13 protein-coding genes are annotated in these 13,954 nt (G+C 59.6%); 2 read left to right on the top strand and 11 right to left on the bottom strand.

The window, feature by feature from the left end:
- Positions 1-94: 94 nt before the first annotated feature.
- From BK665_RS13715 to BK665_RS13690, 6 genes are read right to left on the bottom strand one after another with little or no spacing between them, the layout of a single operon-like run.
- Positions 95-1,507, bottom strand: coding sequence for an amidase (locus BK665_RS13715; RefSeq protein ID WP_185076504.1), 1,413 nt, complete (start codon positions 1,505-1,507; stop codon positions 95-97).
- Positions 1,507-2,847 carry an aspartate aminotransferase family protein gene (locus BK665_RS13710; RefSeq protein ID WP_123406268.1) on the bottom strand — a complete coding sequence of 447 codons (1,341 nt, stop codon included), beginning with the start codon at positions 2,845-2,847 and terminating at the stop codon, positions 1,507-1,509. Before BK665_RS13710 ends, BK665_RS13715 begins: the two co-directional genes overlap by 1 nt.
- Entirely contained in the window at positions 2,825-3,952 is a 1,128-nt protein-coding gene (locus BK665_RS13705; protein ID WP_123406338.1) for an aminotransferase class III-fold pyridoxal phosphate-dependent enzyme, read from the bottom strand. Before BK665_RS13705 ends, BK665_RS13710 begins: the two co-directional genes overlap by 23 nt.
- A 9-nt stretch (positions 3,953-3,961) precedes the next feature.
- Positions 3,962-4,843: a TauD/TfdA family dioxygenase gene (locus BK665_RS13700; protein ID WP_123406266.1), complete on the bottom strand. Its 882-nt coding sequence runs from the start codon at positions 4,841-4,843 to the stop codon at positions 3,962-3,964.
- Entirely contained in the window at positions 4,818-6,386 is a 1,569-nt protein-coding gene (locus tag BK665_RS13695) for an AMP-binding protein (protein ID WP_123406264.1), read from the bottom strand. Before BK665_RS13695 ends, BK665_RS13700 begins: the two co-directional genes overlap by 26 nt.
- Entirely contained in the window at positions 6,383-7,000 is a 618-nt protein-coding gene (locus BK665_RS13690; protein WP_123406262.1) for a thermostable hemolysin, read from the bottom strand. The genes BK665_RS13695 and BK665_RS13690 overlap by 4 nt, the downstream gene beginning before the upstream one ends.
- Positions 7,001-7,173: 173 nt before the next feature.
- Here BK665_RS13690 and BK665_RS13685 point away from each other — a divergent pair, with 173 nt between their 5' ends.
- Together BK665_RS13685 and BK665_RS13680 are read left to right on the top strand one after the other, a co-directional pair.
- Positions 7,174-8,109, top strand: a complete 936-nt coding sequence (locus BK665_RS13685; protein WP_123406260.1) for a LysR family transcriptional regulator — start codon at positions 7,174-7,176, stop codon at positions 8,107-8,109.
- A 266-nt stretch (positions 8,110-8,375) separates the two neighbouring features.
- The gene (locus tag BK665_RS13680) at positions 8,376-9,311 is read left to right on the top strand and encodes a LysR family transcriptional regulator (RefSeq protein ID WP_123406258.1); all 936 of its coding nucleotides are present in this window, start codon (positions 8,376-8,378) and stop codon (positions 9,309-9,311) included.
- Positions 9,312-9,314: 3 nt separating this feature from the next.
- Here BK665_RS13680 and BK665_RS13675 read toward each other — a convergent pair whose 3' ends face one another.
- The 5 genes from BK665_RS13675 to BK665_RS13655 form a co-directional block, all read right to left on the bottom strand.
- Positions 9,315-9,680, bottom strand: coding sequence for a 5-carboxymethyl-2-hydroxymuconate Delta-isomerase (locus BK665_RS13675; protein ID WP_123406256.1), 366 nt, complete (start codon positions 9,678-9,680; stop codon positions 9,315-9,317).
- Positions 9,681-9,733: 53 nt separating this feature from the next.
- Positions 9,734-10,681 (bottom strand): LysR substrate-binding domain-containing protein, encoded by a 948-nt coding sequence (locus tag BK665_RS13670; RefSeq protein ID WP_123406254.1) that lies wholly within the window; start codon positions 10,679-10,681, stop codon positions 9,734-9,736.
- A gap of 73 nt (positions 10,682-10,754) precedes the next feature.
- Positions 10,755-12,863 (bottom strand): DUF6311 domain-containing protein, encoded by a 2,109-nt coding sequence (locus BK665_RS13665; RefSeq protein ID WP_123406252.1) that lies wholly within the window; start codon positions 12,861-12,863, stop codon positions 10,755-10,757.
- Positions 12,860-13,246, bottom strand: a complete 387-nt coding sequence (locus BK665_RS13660) for a GtrA family protein (protein ID WP_123406250.1) — start codon at positions 13,244-13,246, stop codon at positions 12,860-12,862. The genes BK665_RS13665 and BK665_RS13660 overlap by 4 nt, the downstream gene beginning before the upstream one ends.
- Positions 13,243-13,953, bottom strand: a complete 711-nt coding sequence (locus tag BK665_RS13655; protein WP_123406248.1) for a class I SAM-dependent methyltransferase — start codon at positions 13,951-13,953, stop codon at positions 13,243-13,245. Before BK665_RS13655 ends, BK665_RS13660 begins: the two co-directional genes overlap by 4 nt.
- Between the last annotated feature and the right edge of the window lies 1 nt (position 13,954).

Here is a 13,954-nt window from a genome sequence, read left to right as displayed (position 1 = left end):
GTGGGAGCGGGCTTGCTCGCGAAGGCGGTGGGTCAGTCGGCATCAATGCTGGATGACAGATTGCTTTCGCGAGCAAGCCCGCTCCCACAGGGGATCACTGCATGGCGGGGGTCACCGGACTCCACCGCGTCATTTCCCGTTCGAGGAAGTTGGCCACGGCCAGCAGGCGTTCTTCTTGCCAGTGCGGGCCGATGATCTGGATGCCGATCGGCAATCCCGTGACCGGGTCGTGTCCGGCGCGGATGACCACCGCTGGCGAACCCGAGAGGCTGAACGGGAAGACGAAGGCATAGCGATCACGGTCCAGCAGTGACTCGCCGTGGGCGAACGCCACGTCCGGGAACACCGGGCAGATGAACAGGTCGTGCTGGGTGAAGAACTTCGCCAGTTGATAGCGAAAGGTGTCGATCATGATCCAGTCGCGCTTCATTTCATCGACGGTCAATTCCACCTCTTCGCTCAAGCGGATCAGCTCCGAAGTGGCCGGCGTGTAGCGCTGTTTGTTCATCGAGGCAAACAGCTTTTTCCAGCCACGCCCGGCATCGGCGCCGGTGATGAACACCCGCCACAGCACATCGCTGGCGTCGTCGAGCATTGGCGGCGTGGTCGAGGTCACGTCCGCGACCACACTGCTCAAGCACGCCTCGACCCGTTGCAACACCTGCTTCACCGCCGGGCTGACTTCGGTCCGTGCGGATTCCCAGGACAACGCGACCCGCAGTTCCGCCAACGGCTTGCTCTCGTTGAACGGCACGTCGACGGTGTCCGGATCAAGACCGTCGGCACCGCTGATCAGTTGCCCGAGCAACGCCAGGTCATCGACATAACGCCCCATCACGCCAAACGCCGAGGTCAAGTGGAACAGCCCCGAACGGTCGTTGGGAAACTGCCCGGTCAACGGCACGCGGCCCTGGGTCAGTTTCAACCCGCAAACGCCGTTGAAGTGCGCGGGGATGCGTACACTGCCGCAGGCATCGGAAGCGAGCCCGGCCGGCGAGCAACCGGCCGAAATCGCCGCCGCTTCACCGCCACTGCTGCCGCCGGCGGAGCGTTGCGGGTCGTAGGGGTTGAGCGTGCGGCCATACAACAGGTTGTCGGTTTCAAACGCCATGCACAGCTCGGGCACGTTGGTGATGCCGAGGATGATCGCGCCGGCCTCGCGCAGTCGCGCAACTACCGTGGCGTCTTGCTCGCTGGCGGCGCCGAGCAATTCTTCAAGGCCCCGGGACATGCGGAAGCCACGCACATGGCAGACGTCCTTGATGGTCATCGGGATGCCGTGCAACGGGCCGCGAATATTGCCGATGCGCGCCATCTCATCGGCTTCCCGGGCCTGGCGACGCAATTCGTCGGCGGACTCCAGTTGGATCAGCGCGTTGATCTGCGGGTTACGCTCGGCAATGCGTTGCAGGTAGAACTCCAGCAGGCTGACGCTGGTCAGCACGCCGCGTCGCAGCAGGCCGGCCATTTCGCGCAGGGTCAGGGTGTCCGGATTGAAAATGCTCATCAGCGCTCCGCTTTGCTGCGTAGCAGCTTGTTAGGGATGTGGTACATGTTGCGCACCACCAGGGAGAACGCCTTGACCGCCAGTTTCGGCCGGCGGGCGATGGCTTCCAGGGCTTCTTCGGTCATGGTCAGCACATGCCGCAGGGCTTCGGGGGTGATGTTCAGCGGCGGGTAAAAACGCAGCACCGGGTGCTCGGCTTTTTCATTCATCGAATGCCCGGCGTGCACGCCACGCTTGCCCAATTCCATACTCATCAATGCTTCATAGACCGAGCCGCGCAAACGCAAACCGGTCATCAGGCCGACGCCCGGCACGTCCTCGACAATCTGCGGATAACGCTGGGCCAGTCGTTGCAGACCATGACGCAACAAGCCGCCATTGACGCGCGAGGCCTCGACCAGGTTGTGCTTTTCGATGAAGTCGATGGCGGCCAGTGCCGAGGCGCAACCCACCGGATGACCGCCGTTGGTGCGTTGGTCCGGCTCGATCTCGCGCAACGGGTGCTGCGTGCTCAGGCGCTGGCTGTACATCGCGCAGGCGAACGAGGTGTAGCCGCCGGTCAGGCCTTTGGAGAGGATCATGATGTCCGGCACCACGTCGTCGTATTGCACGGCGAACCATTTGCCGCAGCGGCCGAAACCGGTCTGGATTTCGTCGGCGATCAGCAAGGTATCGGTGGCATCGCACAGGGCACGGATGTTCGCCATGTAGCCCACCGGCGGCACCTGCAAATGCGCGCCGCCGAGGATTGGCTCGACATACACCGCACACACCCCCTCGCCCACCGCTTTGTGCAACGCGGCGAAATCGCCATAAGGCACGTAGGTCACTTCCGACGCGGCGGTGCCGTAACTGCGATGGTGCTGTTGCTGGCCGAGGATGCTCATCGCCGCCAGCGTCTTGCCGTGGTAGGAATCGCTCATGACCACGATCCCGCGCCGGTGCTTCTGCACCTTGAGCACATAACGCATGCTCTGTTCGATGGCTTCGGCACCGGAGACCATGTACTGCACATCGCCCCACTCGCCCGGCACCAATTCGCGCAGGCGTTCGGTCAGTTGCCCTTGTACCGGGTGCACCCGACCTTCTGGGACCCAGGCCATCTGGTGCAACTGGTTCTGCACCGCCTCTCGCACCATCGGGTTGCGATGGCCGACGATAAACACCCCGTAGCTACAGGCGCAGTCGATAAAGCGCTTGCCGGTATGGTCGGTGACGTAGATGCCATCGGCTTCCTGCTCGACGCTGGTCTTGCCCATGCGGTAGAGCTTGGTCGCCGAAGCACTCCAATGCCGCTGGCAATCATCCAGCAGTTGTTCATGCGGCATGGTTAAGGACATGGCTGAAAGTCTCCTTGATGATGGTGGATGCACGCTGGATCTGTTCGGCGCGCGCGGTGACCGGGCAACGCAGGATCAACTCGCGGCCACGGGGCGGGCTGACATAGACGCCACGCTGATAAAGTTCTTCGCAGAGGCGAACCGGGTTGACGCTGGCAGCCAGCGGCAAGCTGACCCAGGCACCGCAGGCCACCGCGCCAAAGGCCACGAGCGCTTGTTCCAGGACCTGGCCGTTGTTGAAGCATTGTTTGGCCGAGCCGTGAGCCTGCACATAATCGAGTGCCGCCATCGCGGCGACGCAGGCCATCGGGTTACCGGCGGTGGTGCTGCCGTGTTTGGCCGGGCTGCTGCGACCGTAAACCTGATAGGCCATCTGCTCGCTGCAGGTGTAAGTGCCGATGGGAATCGCACTGCCGCCCAAGGCGCCGCCGAGCACGGCGATGTCCGGGGTGTTGTGGTAGCGCTGGAAACCGAACAGCGTGCCCAGGCTGCCGAGGCAACTTTGCACATCCACCGCGATGACGGGCGCCGAAGCCTTGGCGGCGGCGGTATAGAGTTGATCGAGCAAACCCTGGTCGATCAGGCGCAGGCGCCCGTCGTCATCGATCACGGTGCTGGTGTGGCACACCGCAAAGCAGTCGTTCCAGTCCACTGTCGCCAGGTCCCGGGCATCACTGACCGCCACCAGGTTGAAGCCCAGAAAGCGCCGGATCTCCTGATAGTCTTGCGCCGCACCCAGGCAACGGCCGTAACTCAGCGAGCCATAGTCACCGCCCTGGATATAGACGATGGTGTTGCCCTTGGGCTTGAGGCCTTTGCACAACTTCAAGGCGCCTTCGAACGCCTCATCGCCGGAACTGCAAATGTAGGAGCTGACCAGCGGCGCCGGCAGCAACTCGGCCAAACGCCGACAAAACGCGATCAGCGGCTCGGACATCAGCACGCGGTTGGACAGGCCCATGCGATCGGCCTGTTGGCTGACCGCCGCGATCACCGACGGCACCTGGAAGCCGAAGCCGCCGGCCAGGTCGATGATCTGGCGGCCGTCGCCGTCGGTGTACGTCTCGTACTGACCCGAAAGAATCTGTTTGTTTGAGGTTTTCATAAAGAGGTCTCAGCGGTAGCTCAAGGCGTTGAAAATGCGTCGACGCTCGTCAACGATGGCTTCACGGCCATGCATCACTCGACGGTTGTCGATCATCACCATGTCGTGGTCGCGCCAGCCCACCGGGTAGGTGTACTGCGCCGACACGGCGGCGATTTCCGCCAGGAACTCAGGAGGAATCGATTGCCCGGACACCGTGTCGATCACCGGCACTTCGTAGTTGAAGGACGGGCCGAGGATGCTGTTGGCAAACGCTGGGCGCTGGCTGAACTCGGAGAGCAGAATCGCCGACGTGCCAAAGGCGTAGTGGATCGAATCGTCGTCAGGGTTGAAGGTGATCACGGTCTGCGGATCGTTGCCGACGATCTGCATCAAATCGTTGATGCTGACTGCCGCCGGGTCCGAGAGCGCTGGCGAGTAGTGGCAAACCAGGCGTCGCCATTTGTCGCCGGCCACGGTGCGGCTGTAGCGAATCGGGTTTTGCTCGAAGAACGTGCGGCAGGCCGGCGACAGTTTCGCCAACACTTTTTCACCGTCGCACAGGGTGGTTTGCGAACCTTTGCGCGGCGCTTCCTGGCAATAGAACCAAGTGATGTCCGGCCAGAATGGCGAGTTGCCGTTCTCGCAGTGCAGACCGATGGCCTGGTGCCCGGCATCCACCAATTGCGCCGCGCCACCGACCATGACCCGCGCCGGGTCGAGGCTCAGCCGCGAACTGTTCTGGCGCACATAGCTGCTGAAATCTTCCGGATTGTGGATGCAGTTGCGCAACAGCACGACACCGTAGTGGCCCAGCAATTCGTACAGCTCGGACTTGCCCAGGCTGGCGAAATGATGCGGCTCGATGATCGAGATGTCAGGATTTTCACAGTGATAGGCAGGCGTGTTCATCAGCGGCATTCCCTTGCAGATCGGCGAAAACAGTGGCGATATCGGCGCGCTTCGGGCGCCCGGTGACGGTATAGAGCTGCTCAAGCAGCGGGTCGTCCTTGGTCAGCAACCAGAGGCGGCTCGGTCGTTCGATGTCGGAAAAGCGTCGGGTCGACCAACGGGCCAACTCGTCGCGATCCGGCGCCGACTCGACACACAGCAACGCCACCAGACCATGGGTTTCATCGAAGAACACCGCGGCATCTCGCACGCCGGGGTATTCGCGGTACTCCAGCTCGACTTGCTCCGGGCTGACGTTGCGGCCGTTGGGCAGGCAAATCACATTCTTCTTGCGCCCGCGAACGTAGAGGTAGCCATCGGCATCCAGTTCACCGAGGTCGCCGGTGTCCATCCAGCCGTCGTCGGACATGGAACAGGCGCTCGGGTCCTTGCCCGAGTAGCCGCTGAACAGCGAAGTGCTCTTGACCTCGATGGTCTGGTCGGCGCCGATGCGTACCTGCACGTGGGGCAACGGTTTGCCCACGCTGCCCAGGCGTTGGTGCTGCAAGGTATTCATGCTGACCACCGAGGCGTTTTCGGACAGGCCATACCCCTGGAACACCGGGATGCCGTCCTCGGCGAGGGCGTTCAAGATATCGATGCTGACCGCCGCGCCGCCGCAGGTAATGTGCACACCCGAATGCAGGTATCGCGACAGCCGCTCGCTCTGCGCATCGCCTTGGGCCAGTTGCTCGTAGAAACGATTGAGCATCACCGGTGGCACGGTCAGGGCGGTCGGTTCGACTCGCAGAATCCACTCGATCAAGCGTTGCGGTGAGGTGCCCGGCTCGCCCAACAGCGGCTCGCCTTCCGGCAAAAAGTGCACGGTGCCACCGGCCAGCAGCGGCAGATAGGCGGCGGTCACTTGCTCCAGCAGCAGGCTCAACGGCACCAGCGACAGGTAACGACGATGGGCATCGGCCGGCATTCCCTCGCGCAGTGACGTCAACACCGCCCCCACCGCCGCTGTACTCAGGCGCACGCCTTTGGGCCGACTGGTGGTGCCCGAGGTGTGAATGATTTTGCAGATCCAGTCGCTGACGCCATCGGGCTCATGCAGCAAGGGTTGTTCAATGGCCGGATCGCTCAGACGCCTTAAGCGGCTCTCGGGGAAATCGAGCATCCAGCGTTCGGCCAGGGTGCGCTCCCCGGCGGCATCCACCAGGAAACCGTCGCAGCGTTCGGCCAAGTGTTCGGCCTGGGACTGGCTGAACGCCAGCGGCAAAGGCAGTGCGGTAATCCCGGCGAACAGGCACGCCAGGTCGGCCACCAGCCAGTCGCTGCTGTTGCGGGTCGCGATCCCCAGCACGACGTGGTCGCCATGGGCCGGGGTGTCGAAACGCCGTTGCAGTTCCGCCGCCAGGTTCAGCGACCGGGACTCCAGTTCGCCAAATGTCATGACCGTGGCGTGTTCCAGCCCAGTCGCGGCACAATCGACAGCACAGACCTTTAGACGATTTACCTGCAATGCCTGGCGCAGGTCCGCAATGAAGCGGCCGCTCATGGCTGCGCCCTGGCTGGCAGATCAGTCGACAATTGGGTGAACAAGGTGCCCAGGGTCATGGCCGCGAAACGGGAACGTTTCGGATCGACGCGGATAAAACCGGTGACCGGCAACTTCGAATAATAAGAGCCCCAGTTCTTCCCGCCATCATTAGCCAACCGCTCTGGATCAGCGGTTAGCAGCGGTTCGAAGTCGATCTGGCAACTTTCCATCATCTCCCGGACCCGAGGGGTAACGGTGCACAACAGATAGTGGCCACCCATGCACCAGGCTAACAACGGGATCATGTTGACCATGATCATGCCCGCTGTCAGGTGATGGGAAATCAAACTACCGATCTCGACGATAGTTGACCGATCGATCGGCTTTTCAAAGCGCTCGGACAGTATCGTTTCTATCGGTTGCGACAGGTATTGTTCGGAGAAGAGTGTGCGGTGGTCGGCAAAAGTTATACCAGCACAAGAAAGAATGCGTTCCTCATTGTCCAGAGTCACCGCAAAATACTGCGGGCTTGGCTCTACGGTGGCCTTATAAGAACTGCGAAACTTTTCTTTCACAACTTCAGTGGCTTGCACCCATAACGGTGTCTGACTTTCAGTGACACGAACCAACACTTCGACCTCCCTGTCCCTATTCAGGACTCCTTTTAAAGTGAGCGAGAATATATTGAGGAAATGTCCGACAGACTATTTAAAAAACCAATTGCTTCCGCTAATATATAAATAAATAACCTTGTCACAAAAATAAAAGATAGTGACGCACATGGATTTTCACCGAGACGGATTTTATGCTTAATAGTAATTTGCTCAGAAAATTGGATATGCAGGATTTGATGGTGTTCGTCGCCGTGTACGAGCAGAGCAGCGTCACCGAGGTCTCCGAAACCCTTTGCGTCAGCCAGTCCACCGTCAGTTACTGCCTCAAGAAGCTGCGCACCAGCTTCGACGATGAGCTGTTCATCAACACCCGTAATGGCATGTGGCCTACCAATAAGGCCACCACGATGTATGGCCATGTGCTCAAGATTCTTAAAAGCATAAACATATGTCATTCCGGCTTACACGCTTTCGACCCCACGCAAAAAGAAATCACGTTTAATATCTGCGCCCCCGAATACTTCGAACTTCTTATATTACCTAATTTACTAAAGCGCTTTATCGGCAGCAGCTTTCCGGTAATCGTTAATATCCAGAAGTTCCACAGGGATATACCAATCGAAGAACTTATTGACGGCCGCTTCGATCTGGTGATTTGTTTTGGCCCGAACTTTCATCGCAGTTCAAAAAGTCTGAAATCACAAATACTGCTGGAAGATGATCTGGTCTGTGTCGTTGACAAGAATTCCGCGCCGGCAGATGGCGAATTCAGCCTGGACAGCTTTGTCGCGCGCCAGCACATCTTCCCGACCCCTTGGACCTCAGACACCAACATGATCGACGGCTGGCTCAGCAAATGGGCTTACAGCCGCCAGATCGTCGCCCGGGCCAACAGTTATGTGGCAGCACTGAACATGATTCCGGGGACCGATTTCGTACTGACTTTGCCTCGGCGTATCCAGATGTTGATCAGCAGCGAAGATAAATTCGCCCATTGCAAACCACCGACCGGTTTACCCAACTTTACCCTGGACATGTTGTGGAACGAAAAACCAGGCCAGGACAGTGCCAATAATTGGTTTCGCGAACAAATTGTCAGCGTTTGTGCACAAGATGGGTTGTTGTAATAAGAATTGTTATCGCGCCCTTTTCAACATTTTCTGAGGGATTAATGCCAAGTGCCTGGAGGCAACTCTGCACTTGGCTCGTCGATCCGCGCTTGACTGGCCGCCGCTGATCGCTTTATGCCAGCAGGTCGTGTTCCCTACATGATGTGTCCCACATCTGACACTGAAGTCTCCTACAAACCATTCTCTTGGCACCATCGTTCCGTTAGGATCGTTCGCACACGTTTGCGCACCGTCAGCGCAAGGAGCAGAGCGAGACAGAACGGATGCTGAACAGTAACTTGCTTAGAAAGCTCGATATGCAGGACCTCATGGTGTTCACCGCCGTGTATGAGCAAAGCAGCGTCACCGGTGTGTCGGAGTCACTCTTCGTCAGTCAATCCACCGTGAGTTACTGCCTGAAAAAATTGCGCACCAGTTTCGAAGACGAGCTGTTTATCAACACCCGCACCGGCATGCGCCCCACCCACAAGGCCTGCACCATGTATGGCCATGTGCTGAAAATCCTGGAAAGCATCAACCTGTGTCACGCCAGCGCCCAGGCGTTCGATCCAACCTCGCAGCCCATCACCTTCAATATTTGCGCACCGGAATACTTCGAGCAGTTGATCCTGCCGCGCCTGTTGCAGACCTTCGATTACGCTGACCTGCCGGTGATGGTCAACCTGCATAAGCTGGAAACCGATATCCCGGCCCAAGAGTTGCGCGACGGCAACCTCGACCTGGTGATCTGTTTTGGCCCGAACGTTCACGCGGGTCAGGCGGACTTGCGATCACGCATGCTGCTGGAAGACGATCTGGTCTGTGTCTTCGACAAACGCGCCACGCCACTGGAGCCGCGCCTGAGTCTGCAAGCCTTCACCGAACGCCAGCATGTGTTTTCGACACCGTGGCCGTCCATCACCGACAGGGTCGATGGCTGGCTGGCGCGCCAGGCGCAGAAGCGCGAGATTATCAAGCGTTCAAACAACTACAGCGCGGCGTTGAAGATGATCACCGGCACTGACTTCATCCTCACCCTGCCCCGGCGCATCCAGCGTCTGCTGGCCAACGAGGCCGTTTTCAATCATTGCGAAGCGCCGAACGGCTTGCCGGGTTTCACCCTCGACATGCAGTGGAGCCAAACGGTTGATCAGGACAGCGCCAACACTTGGCTGCGCGAGCAAGTGGTCAAGGCCTGCGCCGAGCAGCAGGCCGCCTGACACTCAGAAGCCAATGGCGGTCTTGGCGTAGGATTCGCGATGGATGTCGAGGACTTCCACACACAGCTGCACTTCAACCCCCGCCGGCCATTCGCACAAATCCTGAACCACGGCCAACAGGCTTTCGGACAGTTGCTTCTTGATCGAGTCCGAACGCCCGCTCAGCAATGCCAGCTTCACGTGGACGAACGCCCGCTCACCCAGTCCGGTGCCGACCTTGAAGGTTTCGACCTTCACGGCGCGGCTCTTGATGTCGTATTCCGCCGCAAACTGACCGGAGCCCACCAGCGTATTGTTGAGCCGGATCAGCGCCACGTCGGCGTTCAGCTCGGGCAGGTTGGCGGTGTATTCCAGGTGCAGGTGCGGCATGACGATGCTCCAGAGGTTTGGCGGAAAGGGTCTACATATATCACAGCGCAGCCCTATTTTTCGGCGGCTTTCTCCACGCCAGGCTTGTCGGCCAGGCCGTTATCACTCATGAACGCCTCCAGGCGCGAACGCAACCAGCGTTCGGCCGGGTCGGTGTCGACGTGGCTGAGCCAGACCATAGACAGGTCCAGGGTCGGGGTCTTGAACGGAAATGGCTCCTGGAACAAATGACCGGAGGCTGCCATGGCACTGGCGGTGTAGTCCGGCAGACTGGCGATCAGGTCGGTGCCCGCCAGCAAGGCCGGCAACGAACTGTATTGCGGTACGGACAGGACAACGTGGCGCTTGCGACCGATCTCCGCCAGCCATTCATCGGCGTAACCGCTGACGTTGGCGGTATGGGACACCAGCACGTGCGGCCGTGAGCAATATTCATCGAGGGTCAACGGTGTATCTGACGCATCGGCGCGCAGCACGCTGGGCAGGATATGCCGCAGCAGTTTGCGCTTGGCATTGGCCGGCAGGCCGCGGGTCTGGCTGATGCCGACCGTGATGTCGCCGGAAGCCAACAGGTCAGGAATCCGCCAATAATCGACATGTTGCACCACGAACACCACCTTCGGCGCTTCCTGGCGCAAGGCGCGCAGCAGCGGCGGCAACAGGCCGAATTCGACATCGTCCGACAGCCCGATGCGAAAGGTCATAGTGCTGCTTTCAGGGTCGAAATCGTGGGTCAGGCTCAAGGCCACCGACAGCGAATCCAGCGCCGGCGACAGGTGCTGGATGATTTCCTCGGCCCGGGCCGTCGGTTCCATGCGATGGCCGACGCGAATGAACAGCGGGTCGTTGAACATCGTGCGCAAGCGGTTGAGCGCGGCACTGATGGTCGGCTGGCCGAGAAACAGCTTCTCCGCCACCCGGGTCACGTTGCGTTCGAGCATCAATGTCTCGAACACCACCATCAAGTTGATGTCGGCCTTGCGTAGTTCATTGCGATTCATCCACGGCACCCCGATCCCCAAGACTGGAGGCAGTGTAGAAAGGCGCAGCAAGTGCGTCTACGTGTACCAACGATCAATTGACCGTCAGGGCTTTCAGGCCCATCGCCAATTTACGCGGGTCACGGCTGAGGCCGGACTTTGATGGACTGACCGCGTCGGCGAACTGGAACTGCAGACGCAACATCCCTTGGCTGGAGACGCGTTGCTTCATCGCCTCGGTCAGGTTCACGTCGATCACGTTACCATCCGCCTTATCCAGCATGGTCGTCAATGCCGACAGGCCGTTGATGCTGATGACGGCCCCTTGCCTGGCATGGCCTGGAGGTAGAAACGCCGTGGTTTCAAGGCGCAGCGTACGTGCGGAGGGGGGAACTCGAAACACTATTTCTGCGCTGGCCTCTTCGGACCAAGTGCCCCAGAGCTCAGACTCGGACCAGCCATTGGCCAGCAACGCCTTTCCTTCGCCCCCCACATTGAACAGTTTTTTATGCCCGGGCTCGATCGCCGGAAGCAAATCGACGGGTGGAACCTGCGCAATTGTCTGCGGGCAATCCGCGCATTGCTTCCAGCCAGGCGCCAACACCGTGAAACCATCGATTCTGGCGAGGAGATCGGTCTGGGTATTGACCGTCGGGACCGCCTGCAGCAATGCACGATTGTCGAGCAGGTACAACGAGTCCGCCTCATATTGCCCCGTCGCAAACGCCCTGCTCGCCTTCTGGTAGGCCTGGCGCCATTGATTGAGGTCCATGCGCCCCAGGTATACCGCATCGGTCGGCAAACCATGTTTACCCGCGAACGCGGCAACGTTCATCCATTGCGGCGACAGGTTTTGCGGCACGATCCAGCGCACTTTCCGGTAATGGGACGCCGCACTGTTCCAGAACGGGTCGACAAAGGGGCTGGCCCACTCGGACGCCGGGGGCGCCATCAGCCTCTTGCGAATCATCGACCAGCCGCTGTGGGTGTCGAGCACCTGGATCAGTACCGCGATCATCAGCAGACACGTCGCCGCTCGTGGCCGATTGGAACGAATCACCAGGAAAATGATGGCCAGGATAACGGCGTAGTACACCGGCCAGAACATCCGTCCTGAAGCACGGAAAATGTTCGCGATGGAGATGACCGCCGAAGGCAGTGGATAGGCAAACTCCAACGATCCGAAAGCGATGTGGTTTGAAACGGAAAAAATCCCCAGCCCAATCAACGCCAGCAACAAAAAGGGCCGTTTGCGTACGGCCGCGCCAAACCCGGTGTTGCCCTGCAACCCGCCGAGCAAGGCACAGATCGCCAGAAACAGCAGCCCCAGCCCGAGGAAACCATACCCTTCGCCGTCTCCCGGTGCGCCTGGAATGTCCTTCAACAAGTAGGACCAGGTGACAGGGGCGAACAACGACAGCAGGTTGGCGCGATACAGGCCAAAGCCATCGGAAATCGCGCCGTCACCCCCTACGGAGAAATACGCCGCTTGCCAGCAGCAGAAACTGACCAGTGAAAACAGCAATGCAAACTCGATGAGCACCGCTCGCAAGGTCAGTTTTTGCTTGATGTATTTGGCGGCGAGATCGGCGATCCAGATCAGCGCGACCATGGCCAGAAAATACGCATGGATCAACGCCGCCGCTGCCAGCAACGCGCCCCAGGCCAGGCGTCGTCTGTTCAATTGCGGATGCAGGCTCAAGTACAACGCGGCGAGAATCAGGAAATGCCCGCCCAACGACAGATGCACCGGCATGCGCATGATCATTGGCGGTACAAACACAAACAACACGGTACTGGCGGCACGCATGGCGACGCTGGGCGTAATCAGGCCCACCAGTTTCCAGGCGAACCACGCCTGCAACACGAAACAGGCCAGGAACCAGATGCCGAAATACTGGAAAGGCTCAGGCAATAGCGCGGCAAACGGCTTGAACAAAAAAGCCAGCAGCGGATTGGAGTCAGAAAAAATGATGCCATTGCCCAACTCCAGGCCGTAGGCAGGGTTCAGGCCGATCGGAAAGGTCCATGGCGACTGCCTGAAAAATACCCAGCCCAGATAATGCGTGGCAGGGTCACCAGTGCCCAACCAGGCAATGTTCTGTGGGTTGAGGGCACGCGGCCCGATAACCATGAAAAAAGCCAATACCCCAATCAGCAGTGGCAGCAACGTGACAGCCCAGCGCTTTCCCGAATCCTTCATCGATACGTCCAGAAGTTATGCAATACAAAGGTGAAGGCCGGAAGGGTCAACGCCACCGCGCCAATCCCCAGCAAATAATTGAGCCCGGCGGTTTGCGCCGCCCAGGCCACGAACATCGCCAGCAGGAAACCGGCACCCGAGACCATCATGAAACGCAGCAGCGTGCGGCCATGCAGTCGCGCGGAAAAGCTCCAGGTCGTATTGATCAAATAGGACACTACCGTCGCCACGGCAAACGCCACACCATTGGCCAGCGGCGGCATCGGCATCACGAAGTTGATGAACATCACAGCCACGACCGCGTGAAGCGCCGTGACAAACAACCCGGTCACGGCAAATCGCAGTGCGCGTTTGATCAATGCGGATTTTTCAGCTGACGTCACGGCTTCTGCGCCAGCACGAACACCGTCAGGCCGGCGAGGCGATTGGCGCCCATGAACGGCAACTCGATGCTGCATAAGGTCTTCAGAATCGAATTGACCACCGGATGATGCTGCTTGAGCTGCGAACGCGGCGGTGACGGTTGCGTGCCTTTGGGCAACAGCCGCAGGGTCGCCGCAATCGGGAACACCGCGCCGAAATAGTAGGCACCCTGCTTCACCGTCAAACCGGCATCCCGGGCGACTGTTTCGAATTGCGCCAAGGTGTAGCGACGCTTGTGTTCCAAAAAGTCATCGTGGCCGCTCCAGAGAAACTGGAACGCCGGCACCGTCATCAGGAAACGGCTGCCGGACGGGACCTTATCGACGTAAGCCTTGAGCAACCCGACGTCATCGTCGACATGTTCCAACACGTCCATCAGCAACACCAGATCGGCATCCACCGCATCGATGCCACGCCGGTAATGCACCGGTTTGCCTGAGGTGCTGGCATCGGAATCCGTGTCGTAACTGATGTCGACGCACCAGGCTTCGTTCGCGGCCGTGTGAGTCAGCAGGTGATGGGTAAAAAAACCCGACCCGGCGCCGACATCGAGAATCTTCCGGATTGGCGCATCGCCCAGCAGCCGCTGGGTCGCCGCCGCTTTTGACGAGTAATACCAGTGCTGGTCAATGCTTGAACCGAGGATGTCGGTTTCCTTGAGATCCATA

The organism is Pseudomonas frederiksbergensis (assembly GCF_003732665.1).
GTDB lineage: Bacteria > Pseudomonadota > Gammaproteobacteria > Pseudomonadales > Pseudomonadaceae > Aquipseudomonas > Aquipseudomonas frederiksbergensis_G.
Note: the sequence above shows the minus strand (reverse complement) of the source record. Positions and strands in the feature narration are given on the sequence as shown.